The 26,005-nt window shown below is 37.1% G+C and carries 25 protein-coding genes and 1 other annotated feature; of the genes, 21 read left to right on the top strand and 4 right to left on the bottom strand.

What is annotated here, in order from left to right:
* Positions 1-56: 56 nt before the first annotated feature.
* Together OLD84_RS19330 and sspI are read right to left on the bottom strand one after the other, a co-directional pair.
* Positions 57-671 (bottom strand): lytic transglycosylase domain-containing protein, encoded by a 615-nt coding sequence (locus OLD84_RS19330; protein WP_209462068.1) that lies wholly within the window; start codon positions 669-671, stop codon positions 57-59.
* A gap of 280 nt (positions 672-951) precedes the next feature.
* Positions 952-1,176 (bottom strand): small acid-soluble spore protein SspI, encoded by a 225-nt coding sequence (gene sspI, locus OLD84_RS11835; RefSeq protein ID WP_209462067.1) that lies wholly within the window; start codon positions 1,174-1,176, stop codon positions 952-954.
* A 102-nt stretch (positions 1,177-1,278) separates the two neighbouring features.
* Between sspI and OLD84_RS11830 the strand changes: the two genes are divergently transcribed.
* The 14 genes from OLD84_RS11830 (at position 1,279) to uvrC (ending at position 19,426) form a co-directional block, all read left to right on the top strand.
* Positions 1,279-2,031 (top strand): TrmH family RNA methyltransferase, encoded by a 753-nt coding sequence (locus OLD84_RS11830; RefSeq protein ID WP_209462066.1) that lies wholly within the window; start codon positions 1,279-1,281, stop codon positions 2,029-2,031.
* A 25-nt stretch (positions 2,032-2,056) separates the two neighbouring features.
* Positions 2,057-2,289: a binding site (T-box leader), on the top strand.
* 41 nt (positions 2,290-2,330) lie between these two features.
* Entirely contained in the window at positions 2,331-3,365 is a 1,035-nt protein-coding gene (gene pheS / locus OLD84_RS11825) for a phenylalanine--tRNA ligase subunit alpha (RefSeq protein ID WP_209462065.1), read from the top strand.
* A gap of 13 nt (positions 3,366-3,378) precedes the next feature.
* Positions 3,379-5,805, top strand: coding sequence for a phenylalanine--tRNA ligase subunit beta (gene pheT, locus OLD84_RS11820; protein WP_209462064.1), 2,427 nt, complete (start codon positions 3,379-3,381; stop codon positions 5,803-5,805).
* Positions 5,806-6,182: 377 nt separating this feature from the next.
* The gene (zapA, locus tag OLD84_RS11815) at positions 6,183-6,446 is read left to right on the top strand and encodes a cell division protein ZapA (protein WP_209462063.1); all 264 of its coding nucleotides are present in this window, start codon (positions 6,183-6,185) and stop codon (positions 6,444-6,446) included.
* Between the two features lie 3 nt (positions 6,447-6,449).
* The gene (locus tag OLD84_RS11810) at positions 6,450-7,004 is read left to right on the top strand and encodes a CvpA family protein (RefSeq protein WP_209462062.1); all 555 of its coding nucleotides are present in this window, start codon (positions 6,450-6,452) and stop codon (positions 7,002-7,004) included.
* A gap of 134 nt (positions 7,005-7,138) precedes the next feature.
* Complete coding sequence (gene polX / locus OLD84_RS11805; RefSeq protein ID WP_209462061.1) at positions 7,139-8,857, top strand: DNA polymerase/3'-5' exonuclease PolX; 1,719 nt, start codon at positions 7,139-7,141, stop codon at positions 8,855-8,857.
* Between the two features lie 80 nt (positions 8,858-8,937).
* The gene (locus tag OLD84_RS11800; protein WP_209462060.1) at positions 8,938-11,292 is read left to right on the top strand and encodes an endonuclease MutS2; all 2,355 of its coding nucleotides are present in this window, start codon (positions 8,938-8,940) and stop codon (positions 11,290-11,292) included.
* Positions 11,293-11,545: 253 nt separating this feature from the next.
* Complete coding sequence (locus tag OLD84_RS11795; protein ID WP_209462059.1) at positions 11,546-13,243, top strand: long-chain-fatty-acid--CoA ligase; 1,698 nt, start codon at positions 11,546-11,548, stop codon at positions 13,241-13,243.
* 206 nt (positions 13,244-13,449) lie between these two features.
* Positions 13,450-14,034 carry a fatty acid metabolism transcriptional regulator FadR gene (locus OLD84_RS11790; protein WP_209462058.1) on the top strand — a complete coding sequence of 195 codons (585 nt, stop codon included), beginning with the start codon at positions 13,450-13,452 and terminating at the stop codon, positions 14,032-14,034.
* A 50-nt stretch (positions 14,035-14,084) separates the two neighbouring features.
* Positions 14,085-14,855, top strand: a complete 771-nt coding sequence (locus OLD84_RS11785; protein ID WP_209462057.1) for an enoyl-CoA hydratase — start codon at positions 14,085-14,087, stop codon at positions 14,853-14,855.
* A 24-nt stretch (positions 14,856-14,879) separates the two neighbouring features.
* Positions 14,880-15,653: an electron transfer flavoprotein subunit beta/FixA family protein gene (locus tag OLD84_RS11780; protein ID WP_209462056.1), complete on the top strand. Its 774-nt coding sequence runs from the start codon at positions 14,880-14,882 to the stop codon at positions 15,651-15,653.
* A gap of 30 nt (positions 15,654-15,683) precedes the next feature.
* Positions 15,684-16,655 (top strand): electron transfer flavoprotein subunit alpha/FixB family protein, encoded by a 972-nt coding sequence (locus OLD84_RS11775; RefSeq protein WP_209462055.1) that lies wholly within the window; start codon positions 15,684-15,686, stop codon positions 16,653-16,655.
* Positions 16,656-17,232: 577 nt separating this feature from the next.
* Entirely contained in the window at positions 17,233-17,547 is a 315-nt protein-coding gene (gene trxA / locus OLD84_RS11770) for a thioredoxin (protein ID WP_209462054.1), read from the top strand.
* Between the two features lie 100 nt (positions 17,548-17,647).
* Positions 17,648-19,426 carry an excinuclease ABC subunit UvrC gene (gene uvrC, locus OLD84_RS11765; protein ID WP_209462053.1) on the top strand — a complete coding sequence of 593 codons (1,779 nt, stop codon included), beginning with the start codon at positions 17,648-17,650 and terminating at the stop codon, positions 19,424-19,426.
* A 91-nt stretch (positions 19,427-19,517) separates the two neighbouring features.
* On the opposite strand, the gene OLD84_RS11760 is transcribed toward uvrC, so the two are convergent.
* The gene (locus tag OLD84_RS11760) at positions 19,518-19,958 is read right to left on the bottom strand and encodes a DUF2507 domain-containing protein (RefSeq protein ID WP_209462052.1); all 441 of its coding nucleotides are present in this window, start codon (positions 19,956-19,958) and stop codon (positions 19,518-19,520) included.
* A gap of 294 nt (positions 19,959-20,252) precedes the next feature.
* Here OLD84_RS11760 and OLD84_RS11755 point away from each other — a divergent pair, with 294 nt between their 5' ends.
* From OLD84_RS11755 to OLD84_RS11740, 4 genes are all read left to right on the top strand, one after another.
* Positions 20,253-20,873 carry a succinate dehydrogenase cytochrome b558 subunit gene (locus OLD84_RS11755; protein ID WP_209462051.1) on the top strand — a complete coding sequence of 207 codons (621 nt, stop codon included), beginning with the start codon at positions 20,253-20,255 and terminating at the stop codon, positions 20,871-20,873.
* Between the two features lie 28 nt (positions 20,874-20,901).
* Positions 20,902-22,647, top strand: coding sequence for a succinate dehydrogenase flavoprotein subunit (sdhA, locus tag OLD84_RS11750; protein ID WP_209462050.1), 1,746 nt, complete (start codon positions 20,902-20,904; stop codon positions 22,645-22,647).
* A gap of 21 nt (positions 22,648-22,668) precedes the next feature.
* Positions 22,669-23,433: a succinate dehydrogenase iron-sulfur subunit gene (gene sdhB, locus OLD84_RS11745; RefSeq protein WP_209462049.1), complete on the top strand. Its 765-nt coding sequence runs from the start codon at positions 22,669-22,671 to the stop codon at positions 23,431-23,433.
* An 86-nt stretch (positions 23,434-23,519) separates the two neighbouring features.
* Positions 23,520-23,966 carry an acyl-CoA thioesterase gene (locus tag OLD84_RS11740; RefSeq protein ID WP_209462048.1) on the top strand — a complete coding sequence of 149 codons (447 nt, stop codon included), beginning with the start codon at positions 23,520-23,522 and terminating at the stop codon, positions 23,964-23,966.
* Between the two features lie 116 nt (positions 23,967-24,082).
* Here OLD84_RS11740 and OLD84_RS11735 read toward each other — a convergent pair whose 3' ends face one another.
* Positions 24,083-24,307, bottom strand: a complete 225-nt coding sequence (locus OLD84_RS11735) for a helix-turn-helix domain-containing protein (protein WP_209462047.1) — start codon at positions 24,305-24,307, stop codon at positions 24,083-24,085.
* Between the two features lie 35 nt (positions 24,308-24,342).
* Between OLD84_RS11735 and OLD84_RS11730 the strand changes: the two genes are divergently transcribed.
* The 3 genes from OLD84_RS11730 to racE are packed head-to-tail and all read left to right on the top strand — an operon-like array spanning position 24,343 to position 25,883.
* Positions 24,343-24,573 carry a hypothetical protein gene (locus OLD84_RS11730; RefSeq protein ID WP_209462046.1) on the top strand — a complete coding sequence of 77 codons (231 nt, stop codon included), beginning with the start codon at positions 24,343-24,345 and terminating at the stop codon, positions 24,571-24,573.
* A 28-nt stretch (positions 24,574-24,601) separates the two neighbouring features.
* Positions 24,602-25,054, top strand: a complete 453-nt coding sequence (locus OLD84_RS11725; RefSeq protein ID WP_209462045.1) for a MarR family winged helix-turn-helix transcriptional regulator — start codon at positions 24,602-24,604, stop codon at positions 25,052-25,054.
* A gap of 22 nt (positions 25,055-25,076) precedes the next feature.
* Complete coding sequence (gene racE, locus OLD84_RS11720) at positions 25,077-25,883, top strand: glutamate racemase (RefSeq protein ID WP_209462160.1); 807 nt, start codon at positions 25,077-25,079, stop codon at positions 25,881-25,883.
* Positions 25,884-26,005 lie beyond the last annotated feature (122 nt).

Raw genomic sequence — 26,005 nt, 5'->3', positions numbered from 1 at the left:
AATACCTACCTCCTTGCCCTGGCATAAAGTAAAGGCTGTCCTTTGGACAGCCTTTGCTATGCTTGGTATGAATTCATCACTTTTTGTACATAATTCTGTGTTTCATCAAATGGTGGGATTCCCTGGTATTTATCCACATTTCCTGGTCCTGCGTTATATGCAGCTAGGGATAATTTAACGTTACCATTATAACGATTTAGCATTTGACTTAAATATTTTGTACCACCATCTATATTTTGCCCTGGATCAAACGAATTGGTAACTCCGAGTCCTTTTGCTGTTTCAGGCATTAATTGCATCAACCCTTCTGCCCCAGCATGGCTTTTGGCATTTGCATTATAATTGGATTCTGCCTCAATAACAGAATGAATGAGCTTCTCGTCAATACCATACTTTCTGGCTGATTGAGTAATATTGTTATCAAATTGCGTTGGGGATACAGGGTTTGCAATTCCTGTAGTATTATAAAATGGATATGTATTTTCGACACTGCTTCCAAAATTATGCTGCTGCATTGGTATACTACTACGTGCTCTCGTCTCGCTTAATTTTTGCTGAAACATTTGTTCAAATGTGCTGATAAACGGGGATTGCTGGGTGGATGAATCAGTAGGTGTTAAATGAGACGTCGTTTTGTTTTGGACTATTTGCTGTAAATTTCTTATTTCCATATAAAAATCTCCCTTTTAGAGCATAAATCTATTTTACCCTTAGGGATTTATAAAAGCAATATGTATCTTGTTTTCTTTAGCAGATGCAAAATTATACGGATTTTCTAAAAAGATAAGAGATCATTACTTATTCGGCTAGAAGGTTTAGATAGTGAAATCGGCTATTGCGCCGATTTCTACCAATCCGCCCCCTGACTTCTAGCCTCTGGAAAAATGAGGCGGCAGCTGAGGTTTTTTCAAAAGAGACAGATGCATAATAGCATCTATCTCTTTTACTTTATTATTCTGTGTCTACAGCTTGTTTGACACCTTGTTCTAATGCATCCACCATTTCTTGTTTGTCCTGATCAGCTGATTGTTTCCAGATTAATTCAAACATAACCCCTAGTCCTGGCAGCATTTTCTCTTCTCCATCTTGAATTGCTTCTGAGATGGTGGCTTCCAGTTGATCTTGATCATTTGTAGAAATATTGGATAGAATTGCTTTTCGTAAATTTAGATCCATTTGCTTCACCTCTTTTATTAAATTCTTCTAAGGATAGTTTGACCGCTACTAGTCAAAATATGTATGATCATAGTAGAAATAATGGATAGGACTGAAAAAAATATGATTACATCAGTGAAAAATAATAAGGTCAAGGCGTGGCGTAAGTTACATAAAAGAAAAGAGCGTACGGATTCAGGAACGTTTCTCATTGAAGGTCTTCATTTACTTGAAGAAGCTAAGGATAGTGATTGGACGATTCTGGAGATTATTGTTCAAGATACGATTGAATTACCAGATTGGAGCACGGAATTCTCTATTGAAGTGGTAAGCGATCATGTTTTTCAACATATATCTCAAACAAAAACCCCACAGGGAATAGCTGCAGTTGTGGGTATACATTTCCCTGATAAGTGGACTGGTAATCATATGCTTCTGATTGATTCGGTACAGGATCCTGGAAATTTGGGAACAATCATTAGAACCGCTGATGCCAGTGGATTTAGTGGAATTGTCTTAGGTAATGAAACCGTTGATTTGTATAATGATAAAGTAATCCGTTCAACACAAGGATCTATTTTTCATATTCCAATTTATCAAGCAAATCTTCAAGAAGAAATCGTTCAATTAAAGAAGAATGGATTTAATGTATGGGCTACTGCACTTATGAATGCACGGAGCTATAATGAAGTGGAGGTCTCTGAAAAGGTAGCATTAATTGTCGGGAATGAAGGTGCGGGAGTTCAAAGTGAATTATTACAACTAGCAGACACTATTGTTAATATTCCAATATATGGAAAAGCCGAGTCCCTTAATGTGAGTGTGGCAGCAGGTATTTTAATGTACCACGTAAAAATGGTTGCAAGCTACAAGTAAAATACTTATAATATATATTAATAGTAATAAAGCCTTGAAAGAGCCAAATAGCAATTAGCAGCGAGAAAGGGAGGAAATACCTGGACTGAGAGTATTTCCGTCGTATTAAATGTTATTATTTCACTCTGGAGCTGACACTTGGACCTTACACAAAGGGAGTAAAGGTGTTCCGGATGTTTAATCCGTTATCATTTTTTGAGTTGGATACATATATGTGTCAACAAGGGTGGTACCGCGAATAAAAGCCTCGTCCCTTTTCTAGGGATTAGGCTTTTTTTATATGAAGGAGGTAATTTTAGATGAAAGATCAATTAGAAGCAATTCAAAAAGAAGCACTGGAAAGTATAGATAATTCCCAAGAAATGAAAGAGCTTCAAGCTATTAAAGTTACATATTTAGGAAAAAAAGGTTCTTTAACTAGCGTATTAAGAGGGATGGGAAAGCTACCTGCAGAAGAACGGCCCGTAGTTGGTGAAATTGCCAACCGTGTAAGAGAGACGATCACGGATGCGCTGGATGAGAAAAACGACAAACTTGAATCAGAAGCACTGGAAAAACAATTGGAAACAGAGGCGATTGATGTTACGTTACCTGGACGACCTGTACAAGTAGGTGGACCACATTTATTAACAAACATCATTGAAGAGATAGAGGATTTATTTATTGGAATGGGATTTGAGGTAAGGGAAGGTCCTGAAGTAGAAACGGATTATTTTAATTTCGAAGCATTAAATTTACCAGAAGGGCACCCTGCAAGAGATATGCATGATACATTTTACATTACAAATGATTTGTTATTACGTACACATACGTCTCCAGTACAAGCAAGAACCATGCTTGGCTATGATGGTGATAGTTCTGTGAAAATGATTTGTCCTGGAAAAGTTTACAGACGTGACACGGATGATGCGACACATTCTCATCAATTCACACAAATCGAAGGCCTTTATGTCGATAAGAATGTCCGCATGAGTGACTTGAAAGGAATATTAGATGTATTCGCAAAGAAAATGTTTGGAGAGGACCGTGAAATAAGGCTGCGACCAAGCTTTTTCCCATTTACAGAGCCTTCCGTTGAGATGGATATTTCATGCAAGGTTTGTGAAGGAGCAGGTTGTTCCATATGTAAAAAAACGGGTTGGATTGAAATTTTAGGTGGCGGAATGGTTCATCCAAATGTCTTGGAAATGGCTGGATATGATCCCGAAATATATAGTGGATTTGCGTTTGGTATGGGCCCTGATCGTATTGCTATGTTGAAATATGGTGTGGATGATATTCGCCAATTTTATACGAACGATAAACGATTTTTAAAACAGTATCATAATGCGTAGGAGGTAAATGACGATGTTCGTATCATTAAACTGGTTAAGAAATTATGTTGATTTAGGAAATCTAACCCCAGAGGAACTGGCTGAAAAAATCACTAAATCCGGGATTGAAGTAGATGGAATTGAATATATAGCTGAAAAAAGCAACGACGTGGTTATTGGTTATGTCGAAACCTGTGAAAGACACCCTAATGCGGATAAGCTAAGCCTTTGCAGCGTCGATGTTGGTGAAGAAAAACTACAAATCATATGCGGAGCTCCAAATATCATGCAAGGCCAAAAGGTAGCTGTCGCTCAGCCTGGTTCTGTTTTACCTGGAAATTTTAAAATCAAAAAAACGAAATTACGTGGTGTGGAATCAAATGGTATGATTTGTTCCATGCAAGAACTAGGACTGAAAGAACAATACCTGCCAAAAGATATCACAGATGGAATCGTTGTTCTTCCTGACGATGCCATCATCGGTGAAAGTGTTAGTCCATTATTAAATTTGGATGATGCTGTACTGGAATTTGATTTAACCCCAAACCGGGCTGACAGTTTGTCTATGCTGGGTGTCGCTTATGAAGTAGCTGCAATTTTAGATAAACCGATTCTCCTGCCGGATGAAGATGTGGAAGTAAGTGACGAGGACGCGAACGCGTACATTAATGTAGAGATCGAAGATACTGATTTGAATCCGTATTATGGCGCATTTATGATTAAAAATCTTGTAATAAAACCTTCCCCACCATGGATTGCTAACTATTTGATGGCTTCCGGGATTCGTCCGATCAACAATGTTGTTGATATTACAAATTATGTATTACTTGAATACGGACAACCGTTACATGCTTTTGATTACGATCGACTTCAATCTGAAAAAATACTGGTGCGAACAGCTAAGCAAGGAGAAAAGCTAGTTACACTAGATGAAAAAGAACGAATTTTATCAAAAGATCACCTTGTGATAACGGATGGAAATGATCCTATTGCGCTAGCTGGTGTGATGGGGGGAGCAAGTACTGAAGTAACGGAAGAAACCACAACTGTTTTATTGGAAGCGGCCTATTTTGCACCAACTGCTGTACGAAAAACAGTGCAAGATACGGGGTTACGCAGTGAATCGAGTAGCCGTTTTGAAAAAGGTATTGATCCTAACCGTGTGAAGGCTGCGGGACTTAGAGCCTGCCAGTTGTTACAGCAATATGCCGAAGGAGAAGTTCTTGGAAACGCTGTTGAAATTGATCAACTGAATTATACAGAAAAAACAGTAGAAATGAATGTGGATGAAATTAACAACCGACTGGGAACAGCAATTTCAACCGTAGAAATCGTCCATATTTTAAATAAGCTCCGTTTCAATTTCAGGCAGAATGATAAAGACTTTATCGTCTATGCACCTACACGGCGTCAGGATATTAAGATATTTGAAGATATGTTAGAAGAAGTTGCCCGGATTTATGGGTATGATAATTTACCATTCACATTGCCAATGGGAGCATCACATGCCGGATCGCTAACTGAGCGTCAACAATTAAAGCGAAATGTGAAAAACTATCTGCAAAGCGTCGGGCTGATGGAAACGATGACATATTCTTTAACAAACAAGCATTATATTTCAACATTAATCAGTCCAGAAATTAAGGCTAAAGATCCGAAACCTGTTGAACTAGCAATGCCAATGAGTGAGGATCATAAATATCTGCGTTTAAGCATATTGCCGGAATTATTAAGCACATTAGCTTATAATCAGGCCAGAAATCAAATAGACCTGAGCTATTACGAACTTGGTTCCATATTTATTTCAAATGAAAAAGAGGTAACAGAACAACCAGACGAACACTTACGATTAGCCGGAGCATTAACAGGAAAGTGGCTGGAACACCAATGGCAACAAGAGAAGAAGGAAGTAGATTTTTATGTTGTGAAAGGAATCGTAGAAGGGTTATTTGATTATCTAAACATTCCGGTTACATTTGAACAAGCAAAGCTTCCTAAAATGCATCCTGGCAGATGTGCAACAGTAGTTGTTCATAATAAAACCATTGGCTTCGTTGGCCAATTACATCCAATCCAGGCGAAAAATAGGAATGTAAAAGAAACGTATGTGTTTGATGTGAACATGGAGGAGGTATTTGCAGCTTACAACAATGAGCCAAGCTATAATCAAATACCAAAATATCCATCTGTTACACGAGATATTGCTTTCACCTTAGATGATCATGTAGTAGCAGGTGAAGTAAAGTCTACGATCGAAGAAATAGGGGCACCACTTGTGAAAAACGTGCAAATTTTTGATGTTTATCAAGGTGATAATTTAGCCGAAGGTAAGAAATCGATCGCTTATAGCTTACTCTATCAGCACCCTGATAAAACATTGAAAGACCATGAAGTAGAAGAATCCTATCAAAAAATTATAGAGACCGTAAATACTAAATTTAATGCACATGTTCGATCATAATAATAGATGAAAAACGATACGGCCTTTAGGGACCGTATCGTTTTTCTATAAATATGCACGTGCTTTTGTCCATTCGAATATATAAACGATAGAAAAACACCTTTAATATTGAAATGATAAAAACATAAAGTGAAACTTCATTCAGTGGAGGTTTTGTTCTCCCCACTGAATATTAGTTGAACCAATCGGGCTTATACGGGCAGTTAACTCCCACCTGAAATTTTCGTCTTACTCCATTTTTGAGGTGGGAGTAGTTTTACTACCCGTTAAACTGTGATAAATTAGGGGTTAGAAGCCATATGCTTCCTAATTTCCTAATTGCTTCACTTCATGTTATTATTAGGTGAACAATTTTTCTCAGGCAGGAGGATACCAGTGTGGCTCATAACAATAAAAAACGCGTGACAGTAGAGATACACAATAAATCTTACACAATAATTGGCGAAGAATCTGCAAGCCACGTAGAAATGGTTGCAAGTTTGGTAGACCAAAAAATGAGGGACATTCAAGAAAAGAATGAAAATCTTGATACAACGAAACTTGCTGTTCTTACTGCTGTCAATACAATGAATGATTATTTAAAACTTAAAGAGGACTATGCTAAATTGGCAGGTTCGTTAAATAGGAAAGAGGATAAATAAAGTATGTTTGATTTAATTTTAATCGTATTACTGATTTTGGGTTTTTTAATTGGTTTACGAAGAGGGTTCATTTTACAATTATTTCATTTAGTCGGTTTTGTTGTAGCATTCATTGTTGCTGTTCTCTACTACGATGTTCTTGGAGAACGGATTTCACTGTGGATACCATACCCACAGATATCCAATGACAGTGCATGGGCTGAATTCCTTCAATCCCTCCCACTCGAAAGCGGATTTTACAATGCAATTGCTTTTGCCATCATTTTCTTTGCTGTTAAAATATTATTACAAATTATAGCTTCAATGCTCGACTTCGTAGCATATTTACCTGTGTTAAAATCTATTAATAAAATACTGGGTGCAGTTTTAGGTTTTTTAGAAATTTACCTTATTCTTTTCATTGTTCTTTACATCCTTGCTTTAACCCCTGTTGAAGGAATACAATCATGGATAAATAATTCATTTATAGCATTATTTATAATAGAGAACACACCATATTTTTCAGATAAAATAACTGATTTATGGTTTACACATGTGCCCAACTTATTTAATAACTAGAATTAATCCTTTTTAATGAGGTTGAATCAATGTAGGAGAGACATTTGTATGTGTTGTACAAATTGTATTTACCTTCGTCGAGTCCGTCTCTCTTAAAAGGATAAGCAGATACTAATAAAGCAGGTGAAAACGAGATGACTATAAATAAAAAAGATGTTATTAAACTACTCGAAAAAATAGCAGTTTATCAGGAACTAAAAGGGGAAAGCCCGTTTAAAATTTCTGCCTATCGAAATGCAGCCCAAGCGCTTGAAAGAGATGACCGCTCATTGGAGCGCATCGATGATTTTACGAAATTAAAGGGAATCGGAAAAGGAACCAGTACTGTAATCGAAGCGTATATCCAAACGGGAACATCCGAAACGTTGCAAGAATTGGAACAAGAAATTCCTAAAGGCTTGCTACCATTACTTGAACTTCCTGGTTTAGGTGGAAAAAAATTAGCTAAATTGTATCAAGAACTTAACGTTACAGATAGAGAGACATTAAAAACAGTATGTGAAAATGGGGAAGTAGAGAAACTAGCAGGATTTGGTAAAAAGTCGGTAGAGAAAATAATAACAGCTCTGGAAGAATCAGGAAAACGTCCGGAGCGTTTACCAATTGCTTTAATGCTTCCAATTGCAGAAAAGATTGAAACATATATACATCATATTGCTGAAGTGGAAAACTACTCTCGTGCTGGAAGTCTACGTAGAATGCGCGAAACGATTAAAGATATTGATTTCATCATTGCAACGAAACAACCTCAGAAAGTCCGGGACACTCTATTGGAGATGGATCATGTAAAGGAAGTTATTGCAAAAGGGGACACAAAAGTATCGATCATTCTAGATGATATTTATGATATTAATGTGGACTTCCGACTTGTTACCAGTAGTGAATTTGCTTCCACGCTTCATCATTTTACTGGCTCAAAGGATCATAATGTTGCAATGCGACAACTCGCTAAAGCGCGTGGAGAAAAAATAAATGAGTATGGAATCGAAATTGAAGAATCCAATACGGTTATGACCTTCTCCACAGAAAAAGAATTTTACAATCACTTTGGATTAACCTATATTCCTCCGGAAGTGAGGGAGAATACAGGAGAGGTGGAAGCATTTGAGAAAAATATGCCGCTTATAGAATTAGGTGACATTCGTGGTGATTTACATATGCACACAACTTGGAGTGATGGCGCACAGTCATTAGAAGAAATGGTGAATCAGGTACGTCATATGGGGTATGAATTTATGGCAATTACAGACCACTCTAAGTATTTACGGGTTGCAGGCGGATTGGATGAGACGAGACTGCGAAGACAACGTGAGGAAATAGCTAAATTAAATGAAACGTATCAGGATATTCATATATTTTCCGGTGTAGAAATGGATATTTTACCAGACGGAAACCTTGATTTTTCAACTGAATTTCTACGGGAAATGGATATTGTAATCGGAGCTATCCACTCGAGTTTTAATCAGAGCCAAGATAAAATCATGGATCGATTATATGCAGCACTTGACAATCCATATGTATCCATCATTGCTCATCCAACTGGCCGATTGATCGGACGACGTGATGGTTATAATGTTGATTTAGAAAAATTAATGCAACGAGCAAAGGAAACAGAAACGGCACTTGAAATTAATGCAAACCCTAATAGGTTAGATATCTCTTCAGAATGGGCGCGTAAAGCTCAAGAATTGGGTGTTACATTAGCGGTGAATACAGATGCTCATAGTTACGAGATGCTTGACCATATGAAATATGGTGTTGGGACTGCAAGAAAAGGCTGGCTGCAAAAAGAAACGATAATGAATACATGGTCAAAAGAAAAACTTATTGATTACTTTAACCGTAATAAGTAACTAGAAAAGTATTATTGACAGAGTAGAGGTCTAGAATTTAGGGTTAGTCAGAGTTTCATAAATAAAAGGAGTATGTAGGTATGAACGATAGAATTCTCCGTGTACTGGAATTCCAAAAGATAATTGAGCAATTAAATAACCAGGCAGCAACTTCTTTAGGCAAAGACTTGTCCTCTAAACTAAAACCATCTACGGACATAACGGAAGTTCAAGAATTGCAAAAGGAAACCGACGAAGCTGCGCAAATTGTGCGCATGAACTTCACTATACCATTAGGTGGAATTTCCGATATTAGAGCGAGTCTTACAAGAAGCCAGATAGGTGGTGTTTTGGGTACAGGGGAAGCCCTTGATGTTGCCAATACAATTTATGGTGGAAGACAAGTCAAACGTTTTATTGAGGATATGGACGAAGAGGAAGAGATCCCAATTCTAAGAGGTCTTGTCATGCAAATCTCCCCGTTAAAGGATTTGGAAAAGTATATCAAAAGCTGTATTGACGATCATGGTCATGTGATGGATAGTGCTTCTCAAAAACTTCGTAGTATTCGTTCCTCCATTCGTACATTTGAAAGTAGAGTGCGTGACAAACTGGATAGTTATACAAAATCAAACAGCAGCATGCTATCAGATTCTATCATCACCATAAGAAATGAACGATATGTACTACCTGTTAAACAAGAGCATCGTGGTTCTATTGGAGGAATTGTTCACGATCAGTCAGCTTCAGGCCAAACTTTATTTATGGAACCTAAAGCTGTCGTGGACCTTAATAACCAATTACAAGAAGCTAGGATAAAAGAAAAACAGGAAATTGAACAAATTTTACAGGAAATAAGTGAACTCATAGCAAGCGAGGAAACATTTTTACATGAGAATGTTATGGTATTAGGCAAGATTGATTTCATGTTTGCTCGTGCCAAGCTTGGACAGCAAATGAAAGCTGCAATGCCAAAAATGAATGATAAAGGTATTATTAAAATGAAACAAGCACGGCATCCGTTGATTTCAATGGATGAAGTAGTTGCAAATGATGTGGAAATAGGAGAAGCATATACGTCAATTGTCATTACAGGACCAAATACAGGCGGGAAAACAGTTACCTTAAAAATGGTAGGATTATGTACATTAATGACTCAATCTGGTTTACAAATCCCTGCATTAGATGGATGTGAAATGGCTGTATTTGAAAATGTGTTTGCAGACATTGGGGATGAGCAGTCGATTGAACAGGACTTAAGTACATTCTCTTCTCATATGACAAATATTGTCGATATTTTAGAACATGTCGACCATAAAACACTTGTATTATTTGATGAGCTGGGTGCCGGCACTGATCCACAAGAAGGTGCTGCGTTGGCGATGTCGATTTTGGATGAAACCGTATCGAGGAATGCCATTATATTAGCTACTACGCACTACCCTGAACTGAAAGCCTATGGATACAACAGGGAGAACGTTGTGAACGCATCTGTCGAGTTTGATATCGAAACACTTAAACCAACCTACCGTTTATTGATAGGCGTTCCAGGGAGAAGTAATGCTTTTGAAATATCCAAACGTTTGGGTTTAAGTGATGTTGTTATTGAACAGGCTAAAGATCATGTAGGTGTAGATTCAACAAGTGTTGAAAATATGATCGCCTCTTTGGAAAAGTCTCAATTGGATGCAGAGAAAGATTACCAGGAAGCGCATCAAATTTTACTCGAGAGTGAAAATCTAAGGGATGATATTCGTAAGTATTGGAAACAGTTTGAGCAAAAGCGGGAAGATTTATATAAGAAAGCAGAAGAAAAAGCAGAGAAGGCACTGACTAAAGCTCGTGAAGAGGCAGAATTAATCGTTGATGAAGTTCGTTCAATGAAAACCAATACACAATTAAAAGAACATGAATGGATCGAAGCGAAGAAAATGCTGGAAGATGCCGTTCCTAATCTATCCAGCAAACAAGCTAAGGATACCCATAAACATAAGCCAAGCCTAACGAATGTAGAAATAACTTTAGGTGATGAAGTTAAATTGTTAAAGGTAAATCAAATAGGGACCGTGCTGGAAAAAGTTAGTGAGAAGGAATATCTCGTACAGGTTGGGATGATGAAAGTTAAAGTAAAGCATAAGGATCTCCAACTCGTTGAGAAGCAAAAAGAAAAAGTTGAAAAACCAGTAGCGACGATTAAAGGTTCAAATACCCATGTGAAAACAGAACTGGATTTACGGGGCGAACGCTTTGAAAATGCATTATTTAAATTGGAAAAATATATCGATGATACACTGCTTGCTGGATATTCAAAGGTTTCCATTATTCACGGCAAAGGAACTGGCGCACTACGAAAAGGTGTGCAGGAGTTTGTAAACAAACATCCAAGTATTAGAGCATCAAGAGCTGGATCCTCGGGTGAGGGTGGAAGTGGTGTAACTATTATTGAATTTCATTAATTGCCAGATTTCAATTTGGGATAATGATACACTGTACAACTTGTGTACGGGGTATCATTGTCTTGTTATTTAAGGGGAGAATACATTGGAAACATTAATTAAAATTTGCTTCATCGTGGCGTTTTTATTTGTGGTAATTGGAATTGTGTACTTGGTATAATATTGTTTTTCTTAAAAAAGAAGCTAAAATTTCAAAAAATAGAAATTAATCGTTATAATAAGTGTATAATATAATATAGAAGGAGGAATCATTATGGAACAAGTGAAAAATTGGCAATCGCATTATCCACCGGAAATACCGACCACGATTGACTATGAGGAGAAGTCATTGCATGCTTTTTTGGAGGAAAGTGCTGAACGTTACGGTGAAAAGAAAGCGCTTTATTTTGAAGGGAAAGAACTAAGTTTCCAAGAGCTTTATTCACAATCTAAAAAAATGGCTAACTACATGCAATCCTTGGGGTTACGTAAAGGAGATAAAGTTGCTGTCATGTTACCCAATTCCCCCCAAGCAGTTATTAGTTACTATGCAACACTTATGGCTGGAGCAATAGTTGTACAAACCAATCCGTTGTATAAAGAGCGAGAATTGGAGTATCAACTCAAGGATTCTGGCGCGAGTTTCATTGTTTGCTTAGATATTTTATTACCGAGAGTAACAAATGTACGTGGTAATACCGAACTGAAACATACCATTGTTACAGGAATTAAAGATTATTTACCATTTCCGAAAAATCTCGTATATCCATTTATACAAAAAAAGCAATATAACATGGTTGTAAAAGTAGAGCAGAGCGAAGAGACACATGTCTGGAAGCAAATGATTGCTCAGACATCTGAGAATTATGACGAGGTTGAAATTGATCCGGTAGAGGATTTAGCCTTATTACAATACACAGGTGGAACAACGGGGAATCCAAAAGGGGTCATGCTAACACATTATAATTTGGTAGCTAATGTTCAAATGTGCAAGGCTTGGCTTCATAAAACAAAAGACGGAGAAGAAATTGTATTAGGTGTGCTGCCATTTTTCCATGTTTATGGTATGACGACCGTAATGAATATGTCGATTATGCAAGGATCGAAAATGATTCTTTTACCTAATTTTGATGCAGAAAAAGTATTAAAAACAATTGAAAAGTTAAAACCAACGTTATTTCCTGGAGCGCCAACAATCTATGTTGGTCTGTTGAGTCACCCTGATTTAAACAAATATGATTTATCATCAATTCAGGCTTGCATAAGTGGCTCTGCACCGTTGCCAATCGACGTGCAGGAACAATTTGAAAAGATAACAGGCGGTAGTCTAGTGGAAGGATATGGGCTAACGGAATCGTCACCAGTTACGCATGCAAATTTTGTCTGGGGTAATCGTGTGAATGGAAGTATCGGAGTGCCATGGCCGGATACAGACTCAAAGATTTTTTCAATGGAATCAGGTGAAGAGGCGAATACAGGTGAAGTAGGAGAAATCGCTGTAAAAGGTCCGCAAATTATGAGGGGTTATTGGAATAATCAAGAAGAAACAGATAATGTTTTAAAAAATGGTTGGTTATACACGGGTGACCTTGGTTATGTAGATGAGGATGGATATTTTTATGTAGTAGATCGCAAAAAAGACATCATAATAGCAGGTGGTTATAATATTTATCCACGAGAGGTTGAAGAAGTACTTTATGAACATGAATGCATTCAAGAAGCAGTTGTCGCAGGTATACCAGATCCATATCGTGGAGAAACAGTGAAAGCTTATGTGGTATTAAAGGATGGATATACCGTCACAGAAGAAGAATTAAATACGCATTGTAGAGAAAATCTTGCATCATTTAAAGTTCCCAGAATATATGATTTTCGGGAAGAATTACCTAAAACAGCTGTAGGTAAGATCTTGAAACGACAGTTAGTTGAAGAGGAAAAAGAAGAAAAAAATATAGCAAGTCAAACCACTTGACCCACCGCTCTTTTTATGGTGATAGGCAAGTATAAACTTCTGCATAAATGCGAGCTAGGACATTCGCCTAAAGGCTTGGTGATAAGCCAAGCTTTCTAAAAACGAAATGTACAAGTATTTTCATTGACAAACTTAATAAATGTCTTTAGAATAATAAATGAATGATTATTCATTCATTTATTATTGTTAGATTCAAGGAGAATAACATGAAAAAGTCAAAACCAAAATACAATCAAATAATTGAAGCGGCAGTCATAGTAATAGCCGAAAATGGCTATCATGCTTCACAGGTTTCCAAGATTGCCAATAAAGCGGGGGTGGCAGATGGGACGATCTATCTTTATTTTAAGAATAAAGAAGATATCCTTGTTTCTGTATTTGAAGAGAAAATGGGTCAATTCATTGAACGGATTGTAGAAGGGATTAATGAAAAGCAAAAAGCAAATGAAAAATTGTTTACGTTAGTAGAGATGCATTTACGTCAGCTTTCAGAGGATCATCATTTAGCAATCGTTACGCAATTGGAATTAAGGCAATCCAATTCAGCTTTACGTCAGCAAATAAATAAAGTATTAAAACCTTACCTGGCCGTTATTGATGAGATAGTCAAAGAAGGCATGGAAGAGAATATCTTTCGGGATGATCTAAACATTCGTCTTGTACGTCAAATGATATTCGGAACAATTGATGAAATTGTAACAAATTGGATAATGAAAGACGGAAAGTACGATTTAGTTAAACAGGCACCGACTATTCATACTTTATTATCGAACGGACTTACTGTAAAATAATTTATGAGTGTATAATTTACATTAATCATTAGGGAAAGGAGTTAATATCTTTGACTATTGCATATGAATTGAAGGACCATGTAGCTTATTTAACAATCCAAAGTCCACCAGCAAACGCATTATCTAGCACATTAATTTATGATCTTGCTGAAAAGCTTGATGGTATCGCACAAAATACTGCTATTAAAGCAATTGTATTGAAGGGAGAAGGGAAGTTTTTCTCTGCAGGTGCAGATATTAAAGAATTTACTTCTTTACAAAATGCAGCCGATTATGAAGTGCTAGCAGAAAAGGGACAGCAATTATTTGATCGAATTGAACACTTTTCAATTCCGGTTATTGCATCCATTCATGGCGCAGCCTTAGGTGGCGGACTGGAGCTTGCAATGGCTTGTCATATAAGGGTTGTTACGGAAAATGCTAAACTAGGCCTTCCAGAAACCACCTTGGGGATTATTCCTGGATTTGCGGGAACACAGCGGTTGCCGCAATATGTTGGAACAGCTAAAGCTTACGAAATGATACTGACCGGGGAACCTATCAGTGGGGGTGAAGCACAATCGCTTGGACTTGCTAATAAAGTCGTAAAACCTGAGGAACTCGATCATGAAACTATGAAACTAGTAAGTAAGATCGCGGAGAAAAGTAGTGTTTCAATAAATAGTATTATGAACTTAATACCATATGCAAAAACAGAACAGTTTTCCAAAGGCGTACAAGCAGAAGCTAAAGCATTTGGTAAGGTATTCGGTTCAGATGACGCAAAAGAAGGCGTGCAGGCTTTTATTGAGAAACGTAAACCTAATTTCCAGGATAAGTAAAAGTAAACTAAAGGAGGATGTCACATGAATATCTACGTATTATTAAAAAAGACTTTCGATACAGAGGAAAAAATCAATGTATCAAATGGTGAGATTGAAGACGATGGTGCAGAATTTATCATAAATCCATATGATGAGTACGCAGTTGAAGAAGCAATAACCCAACGTGATGCACATGGGGGAGAGGTCACTGTTGTAACGGTTGGTGATGAAGAGTCGGAAAAACAATTACGTACCGCATTAGCTATGGGGGCAGACAAAGCGGTTTTAATAAATACAGAAGATGATCTTGAAGAAGGAGATCAATACACAACTGCAAAAATCTTAGAAGCGTTCTTTGAAGATAAAGAAGCTGACTTAATACTTGCAGGTAATGTTGCGATTGATGAAGCAAGTGGTCAGGTTGGCCCAAGGTTAGCTGAAAGTCTAGGAATCTCGTTTGTCACTACCATTACAAGTTTAAATATAGATGGAGAAACGGCTAATATCGAAAAGGATGTAGAAGGGGATGTAGCGGTTATCGAAACAAGCCTACCTGTTCTTGTGACATGTCAGCAAGGTTTGAATGAGCCTCGTTACCCATCACTACCTGGTATTATGAAGGCAAAAAAGAAACCATTGGACGAACTTGAAATTGATGACCTGGATTTAGATGAAGATGATGTAGAAGCAAAAACTAAAACAGTTGAGATATTTTTACCGCCTGAAAAAGAAGCAGGAAGAGTCCTGGAGGGCGATGTATCTGAGCAAGTTCAAGAGTTGGTTTCCTTACTTAGAAACGAAAAAAAAGTATTATAAAACTTCCAATATAGAAAGGAGTAATCCTAAATGAGTAATAAATTACTAGTTATAGGTGAAAGTAGAGACGGTTCTTTACGTAATGTTACATTTGAAGCAATTGCAACGGGAAAGAAAATAAATACGGACGCAGAAATCGTTGGTGTATTATGTGGTGACGACGTGTCAAATGATCAAGCGCAGGAAATGATCTATTATGGTGCTGATCGTGTCATTACTGTTAATCACGAAAATTTGAAAACGTATACATCCGAAGGCTATGGTCAAGCGTTAATGGCGGTAATCAACGAAGAGTCGCCTGATGGAATTGTGATGGGTCATACATCTGTTGGTAAGGATCTAACGCCAAAGCTTGCCAGTAAGTTAGGGTCTGGTTTAATATCAGATGCAGTGGATATGGAAGTGGATGGTGATACGGTTGCGTTTATCAGGCCAATTTATTCGGGGAAAGCATTTGAGAAGAAAGTTATTACAAACGGTGTCACCTTTATAACCATAAGACCGAATAACATTCCGATGTTAGAACGCGATGAATCACGTTCGGGAGACGTGTCTTCAAAAGAAGTTGATATAACGGACATCAAAACTATCATTAAGGATGTAGTTCGTAAAGCAGCTGACGGTGTAGATTTATCAGAAGCAAATGTTATCGTAGCTGGTGGACGTGGAGTAAAAAGTGAAGAAGGATTTAAACCACTATATGAGTTAGCGGATATATTAGGAGGTGCTGTAGGTGCATCAAGAGGTGCATGTGACGCTGAGTACTGTGACTATTCCTTACAAATTGGTCAAACAGGTAAAGTTGTAACACCTGATCTGTATATAGCTGTTGGAATCTCTGGAGCGATCCAACATCTAGCTGGTATGTCCAATTCAAAAGTTATTGTGGCAATTAACAAAGATGCAGAATCCAATATTTTCAATGTAGCGGACTATGGTATCGTTGGTGACCTGTTTGATATCGTCCCTCAACTAATAGAAGAAATTAAAAAATATCAATAAAAAGGTAGTAGGGAACCTGGTCAATTGATCAGGTTCTTTGTTTCCTGCATAGGAAACTATAGAATTTAAAAGGTGGATAACTTATACACTGAAATAGCCACGTCCAGCTCCAGTGCCCAGCAACGGCGCAGTTTGTACGTTGCTAAACGGGCGCTTGCGCTTTTGTTCCTGTAAAGTAAATGGGTCAACACTAAAATCTATGGTTGATATTAGTGAATAAATATGATAATGAGACTAGCTAGCGGAGGAAAAAAACGGAGACTCCTATGGGAAAGTGCAGTCGCAGGAAATAAGCGAACTTCTTTTTTCCGAGGCAGGTTAAGTTCGCGACGTCCTGTCGCAACACCTGCACTAGCACGTCCTGTGCGTCGAAGGCTGAGCTCAAGCCCACGGAAAGCGTAGTGTTTTTCCGCAGCGGGCACTATAATTCACAATTACACCTAGTTTGTCAACTATATATTTTGGCGAAGAGCCAAGTAAATAATAGAACATTTTACAATGTATAAGCATTGTATTAGCATGCAGATAATATCGATGATATACTTACAACAAGATTTTGAAGAAGGAGGAATAATGAATGGCTATCGTACATGTATCAGATCAAGATTTCACAAAGGAAACTTCTGAAGGGTTAGTGTTAGCAGACTTTTGGGCGCCATGGTGTGGACCTTGTAAAATGATTGCACCTGTATTGGAAGAAATTGATGGCGAAATGGAAGAAAAAGTCCAAATCGTTAAACTTGATGTAGACGAAAACCAAGAAACAGCTGGTAAATATGGCGTGATGAGTATCCCGACATTATTACTATTTAAAGATGGTAATGTTGTAGATCAAGTTATCGGCTTTCAACCTAAAGAAGCACTTGTTGATTTAATAAACAAACATGCGTAATAAATAAATTAGATACGAACCATAATTTCAATCCCTTGTTGCATGATAACAAGGGATTGTCTTTATTAGAATCGTTTAAATTTAAGGAATGAAGCATATAATGAATCCATCCATAAGTGAAAAATTAGCAGTTCTCCCAGGACTGTCAGGTTGTTATTTAATGAAAGATAAACATAACACGGTTATATATGTAGGAAAGTCCAAACGTTTGAAAAACCGTGTCAGATCCTATTTTACAGGTGCAAATGATCATAAAACCCAACGTTTAGTCCAGGAAATTGATGATTTTGAATATATTGTCACAACATCAGAAATCGAAGCTCTAATTCTGGAAATGAACTTAATTAAAAAATACGACCCGAAGTATAATGTGATGTTAAAGGATGACAAGACATATCCTTATTTGAAAATAACAACGGAAAGACATCCACGATTATTAGTTACGCGTAATATAAAAAAAGATAAAGGAAAATATTTTGGGCCATACCCAAATGTGATTGCGGCAAGGGAAACGAAAAGACTTCTCGATCGATTGTATCCGTTAAGGAAATGTAATAATCCGCGTGGTAGACCTTGTCTTTATTACCATATGGGTCAGTGTCTGGCGTGTAGTGAAAGTCCGCCATCTGTGGAGGAATATAAAACAATCGCACAGAAGATTACTTCTTTTTTACATGGCGGATATAAATCTATAAAAAATGATATTAGTAATAAAATGTATGAGGCGAGTGAACACCTCAATTTTGAGCGAGCAAAAGAAATGCGAGATCAGATTCAACACATTGAGGTCGTAATGGAACAACAAAAGATGACATTAACGGATCGTGCGGACAGGGATATTTTCGGATATAGTTATGATAAAGGATGGATGTGTATACAAACCTTCTTTGTCAGGCAGGGAAATTTGATTGAACGGGATGTAGCAGTATTTCCGTTTTTTGATGATCCAGAGGAGTCTTTCATTAGTTACATTGGTCGATTCTATCTCCATCAGCACCATCTTAAACCAAAGCAAATATTGTTGCCAATTGGAACCAATGATGAGTTAGTGAAAGAATTACTCGAAACGGATGTTCATACACCGTATAGAGGGCGAAAAAAAGAATTGGTTGAACTAGCAATGAAGAATGCAGAAATTGCTTTGAAAGAGAAGTTTTCCTTAATTGAGCGAGATGAAGCGAAAACGATTCTTGCTGTTGAACAACTGGGTGAAATTCTCAACATTGAAATACCACATCGAATTGAAGCCTTCGATAATTCAAATATTCAGGGAACGGATCCCGTTTCTGCTATGGTTGCTTTTATAGACGGACGACCAAATAAAAAAGAATACCGTAAGTATAAAATTAAAGATGTAGAAGGCCCTGATGATTATGAAACAATGAGAGAAGTTATCAGGAGACGATATAAAAGAGTGTTAAAAGAAGGTCTTCCTTTACCCGATTTAATAATGGTTGATGGTGGAAAAGGACAAATGAGTGCCGCTTTAGACGTCTTAGAGAATGAATTAGGTTTGGATATCCCTTTATGTGGGTTGTCAAAAGACGAAAAACATAAGACGAGTGAACTATTATACGGGGTTCCTCCAACAGTGATTCCTTTATCCAGGCAGTCTCAGGAATTTTATTTAGTACAGCGAATACAGGACGAAGTACACAGGTTTGCTATTACGTTTCACCGTCAATTACGCGGTAAGAATTTATTCCAATCTGAATTAGATAAAATTCCAGGAATAGGAGAAAAGAGAAGAAAATTATTATTAACACATTTTAAATCAATCGAAGAAATAAGGAATGCTTCCTTAATCGAGTTGACAAAGTTAGGTATTCCTAAGAATGCAGCTGAAAACCTGATGACGCATTTATCAAAGGGTGAATAAAAAGCCTGCAGTTCGATTGTACAAGAACTGCAGGTAGATTTTTCGTTTTAATAAAGGCTCTTCGTAAATATTGTTGCTTTTAACACTAAGTCTAGTCTGTGTATATTACTGTAAACTCTATTTGGTGAATTTTGTAATTGATTTTTTCAACACATTCACATTCTTTTTCTTCCCTTATCATTTGAATGGATTCTGCAAGGAATCCACCTTCCAATCGAAAATCTGTTTCAAATGAGGCACTTAATCGTTGTGCAACGGAATCTGCCATTAGATGAAAAGTAAGTTCTTTTCTTTTCTCTTTAATTAAATCTAAATTACCCCAACCTAATTTTTCGAAAATATAATAAATGTCTTCTAAAGCTTTTATATCAAATTTTCTAGCTAGATTTCTTCCCATAAAATATAAGAGTGTATCGGATTGTGTTCCTAATACTTCAGGTAAACTAATATAGCGCAATATATCATACCCAGCTCCAGCTGTATGTAATTCGTCGAGTTGCGAGACAAGAAGTGGTTTCTGTTTTTGTGTCATGAATGCCATCCTTTCTATATGCAATAAAATAGTAATCCCGTTCCTTAGATAGTTTACTAGTATTATTATCTATATAAATAGAACAATACGCAAGTATCCTTATTATTTAATTTTAATCAGTGTTATAAATTAAAAATTAATCTGTTTTCTTGACGCTTATAATAGTTAGAAGTACAATATATATGTCACAATTTGTACAAAGCAGAGACAATATAGTAATGAGGTAATTTTATCCTTAAATTGTTAGATGTTGTGCAAAAGAGAATTATTTAATGTAGATAAGGGGGGTAACACATGGCAGGAAATCGTGATTTTTATTTCAGAAGATTACACTCACTGTTAGGAGTCGTTCCTATTGGAATCTTCTTGATTCAGCATCTAATTGTGAACCACTTTGCTGTGTATGGGGAGGACAGTTTCAATCAAGCCGCGGGTGTTATGGCAGGGCTTCCATTTGTATTGTTATTAGAAACTTTCGTCATTTATTTGCCAATTTTGTTTCATGCAATTTTAGGGGTTTATATTGTATTTGAAGCAAAAAACAATACAAGAAAATACGGCTTTTTCCGTAATTGGCTATTCTACCTGCAACGTTTCACTGGTATTGTTACATTAATATTTATTGTATGGCATGTTTGGGAGACACGTGTTCAAATCGGATTGGGAAATGCAGATTTGGATTATAGTCTTATGGAAGGAATCTTAACAAACACATTTATGTTTTGGTTCTACGTAGTCGGTGTTCTTTCGACAACATTCCATTTTGCAAACGGATTATGGAGCTTTTTAGTAACTTGGGGTATTACACAATCACCAAAATCCCAAAAGATTACTACATATGTAACACTAGTAGTATTCCTAGGCTTGAGTTATCTAGGAATCAGAACATTGATCACATTTGCATTTGGGGTATAATATTTAGAGAAGGAGTGAGTAGTAAACAATGAGTAATCGAAAAATTGCTGTTGTCGGTGGTGGTCTTGCCGGATTAATGGCTACAATAAAAGCAGCTGAAGCAGGCGTGAATGTAGAACTTTTCTCTATCGTACCTGTAAAACGTTCTCACTCTGTATGTGCTCAAGGTGGTATAAATGGTGCAGTAGATACAAAAGGAGAAGGTGACTCACCTGATATTCATTTTTATGACTCAGTCTATGGTGGGGACTTCCTAGCGAACCAACCACCTGTAAAAGCTATGGCTGATGCAGCGCCAAGTATCATACATATGTTGGACCGGATGGGGGTTATGTTCAACCGCACACCTGAAGGGCTGCTTGACTTTCGACGTTTCGGTGGTACTCAACACCACCGGACAGCATATGCAGGAGCAACTACAGGACAGCAATTGCTCTACGCTCTGGATGAACAAGTTCGTCGCTATGAAGTAGAAGGTCTAGTGACAAAGTATGAAAGCTGGGAATTTCTCGGTGCAATTATAGATGATGAAGGTGTAGCGAGAGGTATTGTAGGTCAGGATATTAAAACACATGAAATCAAATCCTTTCCTTCAGATGCAACTATTATCGCTACGGGCGGACCTGGTATCATATTTGGTAAATCAACAAACTCCATGATTAATACAGGTTCTGCTGCAAGCGCACTATACCAGCAAGGAGCTAAGTACGCCAACGGAGAATTTATTCAAATTCATCCAACAGCAATACCAGGTGATGACAAGTTGCGTCTAATGAGTGAATCAGCACGTGGTGAAGGCGGCAGAGTATGGACATATAAAGATGGAGAGCCATGGTACTTCCTAGAGGAGAAATATCCAGCATATGGTAACTTGGTACCTCGTGATATTGCAACGCGTGAAATTTTTGATGTTTGTGTGAATCAGAAACTTGGAATAAACGGCGAAAATATGGTTTACCTTGATTTATCACATAAAGACCCAAAAGAATTAGATGTTAAACTTGGTGGGATCATTGAAATTTACGAAAAATTCGTTGGAGAGGATCCGCGAAAAGTACCAATGAAAATTTTCCCGGCTGTTCATTATTCAATGGGTGGATTATGGGTTGATTACGATCAAATGACAAATATTCCTGGAATATTTGCAGCTGGTGAGTGCGATTATTCACAGCATGGTGGAAATCGTTTAGGTGCTAACTCCCTATTGTCTGCCATTCACGGTGGTAATGTAGCAGGTCCAAGTGCTATTAAATATGTTGATGGATTAGAAAAACATGTTGATGATCTTCCACCTGAATTATTTGAAGCAAGAGAACAAGAAGAAAAAGACAAATTTGAAAAGCTAATAAATATGGAAGGTGAAGAAAACGCCTATCGTCTTCACAAAGAGCTTGGAGAATTGATGACGGATAATGTTACGGTAGTACGTGACAATGAAAAACTTCTTCAAACAGACAAAAAGATAAGCGAGCTATTAGAACGCTGGGAGAATATTGGTATAAATGATACATCCCGATGGAGTAATCAGGGTGTTATGTTTACTCGACAATTAAAGAACATGCTTCATTTAGCCCGAGTTATTACCATCGGAGCATACAACCGTAATGAAAGTCGCGGGGCGCACTATAAGCCAGAATTTCCTGATCGTAATGATGAAGAATGGTTGAAAACGACGATAGCGGATTTTGACCGTGAAACCGAAACGCCCGTCATAAGTTATGAGGCAGTGGATACTTCGTTAATTCCACCTCGTAAGCGTGACTATTCTAAATAAAAGTGAGGGGAGTAAGTAAAAATGGTTGAAGAACAAACAGTAAGCTTTATCATAACAAGGCAAGATGACGCAGAATCGGCTCCTTATGAAGAAACTTTTAACGTTCCGTATCGTCCAAACATGAATGTTATTTCTGGTTTAATGGAGATCCAACAAAATCCTATTAATGCTAATGGAAAAAAGACAGCTCCAGTCTATTGGGATATGAGCTGTTTGGAAGAAGTGTGTGGTGCTTGTTCAATGGTTATTAATGGTACCGCATCACAATCTTGCGCAGCCCTAGTGGATGATTTAGAACAACCAATACGTTTAGCTCCTATGGATACGTTTCCAGTTGTTCGTGATTTAATTGTGGATCGTGAAGGAATGTTTGATGCATTAAAACAAGTAAAAGCTTGGATTCCAATTGATGGTACCTATGATTTAGGTCCTGGCCCTCGTATGCCAGAGAAAAAACGTCAATGGGCTTATGAACTTTCAAAATGTATGAGTTGTGGTGTTTGTTTAGAAGCTTGTCCAAATGTTAACGATAAATCAGACTTTATCGGACCAGCAGCTCTTTCACAAGTACGTCTGTTTAATGCACATCCAACAGGTGAAATGAATGCTAGTGAGAGATTAGAAGGTTTGATGGAAGAAGGTGGAATAGACGGTTGTGGAAATGCTCAAAACTGTGTACAGGTTTGTCCAAAAGGAATCCCATTAACAACTTCTATTGCTGCCATGAATCGTGATACAAATATTCAAGCATTTAAAAATTTCTTCGGCAGTGATAATGCACACTAATTATCTAAAAACCATGGCCCTTTCCAATATATGGTAAGGGCCATTTTTTTATAAGATTTATAGAATAGAAAGGAGAACGAGTTGGCTTGAAATCGATTTCATATATAAAAGACATGGAGAAGTGGCGCTCGGAATTCTCGTTTTTTATACCCATTAAAATAAGGTTCTCTGAAACAGATATGTTTGGTCATGTCAATAATGTATCCCCTTTTATATACTTTGAAGAAGCTCGTATTGAATTTTTAAAATCAATGAGCGTATTCGATGATATAAAACAAGAAGATACCTCAATACCAGTAGTGGCAGATTTGCAATGTGATTATCATAAGCAAATGTTTTTTGATGATTATATAAATTTATTTGTAAAGGCTAATTACGTTGGTAGTACATCAATTGATATCCATTACATGGCCTTGGATAAAGATGAACAGGTGAGTCTAACTGGCCGTGGGAGGTTAGTGTACGTTGAGCCAAAAACAGGTAATCCAATTTCACTCACTGATTCTATGAAAGAAGAATTGTTACAGGTCTAGAGCATACATAGAATGCTATAAACGCGTGCTCAAAATGGCGCCCATGCAGAAAGAGAATATGCATATACGTTTAACTGCTAAAAAAACCGACTTTCCATTAGGAAAGCCGGTTTTTTTTAGAGCTTTAATTCCCCCATGCGAAGAAGCTCCACTACTGCTTGCGATCGCCCCTTAACTCCTAATTTCTGCATAGCATTTGAAATGTGGTTACGAACAGTTTTTTCAGATATAAATAAATCTTGGGCAATTTCTTTTGTTGTTTTGTCCTGAACCAAGAGTTCGAATACTTCTTTCTCGCGTTTTGTTAATAATTGCTTCGGTTTATAGTTGTTGTCCTCCAAATGTTAACCCCTCCTTGCTGTCATAGAGATGCAGAATGAAGGGAAATTATTTAGTCACAATAGCTTATGAATCATTTGAAAAAATAGTGCTTACTATTTCAAAAGGAAATTTATTATTTGCAGGTGAGCATATTTCAGTAAAATTAGTTGGTCTTTTTGGTATAATAATAGGAGTCTTCCCTGAAAAATACCGAACAAAGAAAAAATACCATCATTTGCTTCAATCTGACAAATTTCATGGCGGGTATGTTAAACTAATTTCATAGCTTTAGGAAAGTTATAAGGGGGGATCTTTTGAATAACGATGCACCAACTGAGGCCATTATAGATGTAGAAAAAAGACTTCGTTATATTGCAGGTATTGTAAAACAAAATGGTCGTAAAATATTAAATAATTACCCGATCACATCTCCACAATTTGTTGCTGTACAATTTCTGTTAGAAGAAGGCGATTTAACAATTGGTGAGCTATCAAATAGAATAAGTTTAGCTTTTAGTACAACAACTGATTTAGTAGATCGAATGGAAAGAAATGAACTGGTTGAAAGAGTTCGTGACTCAAAAGATAGACGTGTAGTTAGAATTCATGTTTTAGATAAAGGAAAGAGAATCGTTCATGAAGTGATTGATAAACGCCAAGAGTATTTAGGTGAGGTTTTAGAAAATTTTTCTGCTGATCAAACAGAAACATTAAGCGAGTTATTAGATTTTTTACATGAGCAAATGAAAATGGTAAATGAAAAATAACAGCATAGAAGAGGCGATAAGTTTGGATCGACCAATCGGAGTTATTGATTCAGGTGTTGGTGGCTTAACTGTGGCACACGAGTTGATGCGTCAACTACCTAAAGAAAAGTTAATATATCTTGGCGATACGGCTAGATGTCCTTATGGTCCAAGGTCAAAAGAAGAAGTGCAGAAATTCACATGGGAACTGGTGGATTTTTTGCTGAAAAAGAATATTAAAATGTTGGTCGTGGCTTGTAATACTGCTACAGCATTTACGTTAACAGATCTGCAGCAAAAATTAGATATTCCTGTTATTGGTGTGATTCAACCAGGTGCACGTGCTGCAATCAAGTTCACAAAAAATAATCATGTTGGTGTAATTGGAACCGAGGGTACAATTAGAAGTGAGGCTTATACGAACGCTTTGAAACAAATTAAAGCGGATATCCATGTGAATGCTTTAGCATGTCCTTTATTTGTTCCAATGATTGAGCAAGGTGTATTGAGTGGGGACCAAGCTCTAAAAGTTGCAGAAGATACGTTACATCCAATGAAAATTAAAAATCATATGGATACCTTAATCCTTGGGTGTACACATTATCCATTGATAAAAGATACAATTCAAGCGGTAATCGGCAATCATGTGACCGTCATTTCCTCAAGTGAAGAAACGGCTAGAGAAACAAGTACCATATTGGAGGTTCATCATTTATTAAACAAAAACGGTCAAGTTCCCGTTCATCAATTTTATACAACAGGTGAAATGGAGATTTTTGTTAAAATATCAGAGAGTCTTTTTCAACAATCAGATTCACAAATGGTGAAAATAAAAAAAGCGCGGCTTTAGTAAATCAGAATTCTTGATCTATTCAAGGTTCTGATTTTTTGTTTAAAATTTCGTTTTGGTTGGTCTATTTTTATTTTGGGCTCGTATATATAGTAGTACATACCATCATAGGGGGGAATGAC

This window comes from Virgibacillus natechei (assembly GCF_026013645.1).
GTDB lineage: Bacteria > Bacillota > Bacilli > Bacillales > Amphibacillaceae > Virgibacillus_L > Virgibacillus_L natechei.
Note: the sequence above shows the minus strand (reverse complement) of the source record. Positions and strands in the feature narration are given on the sequence as shown.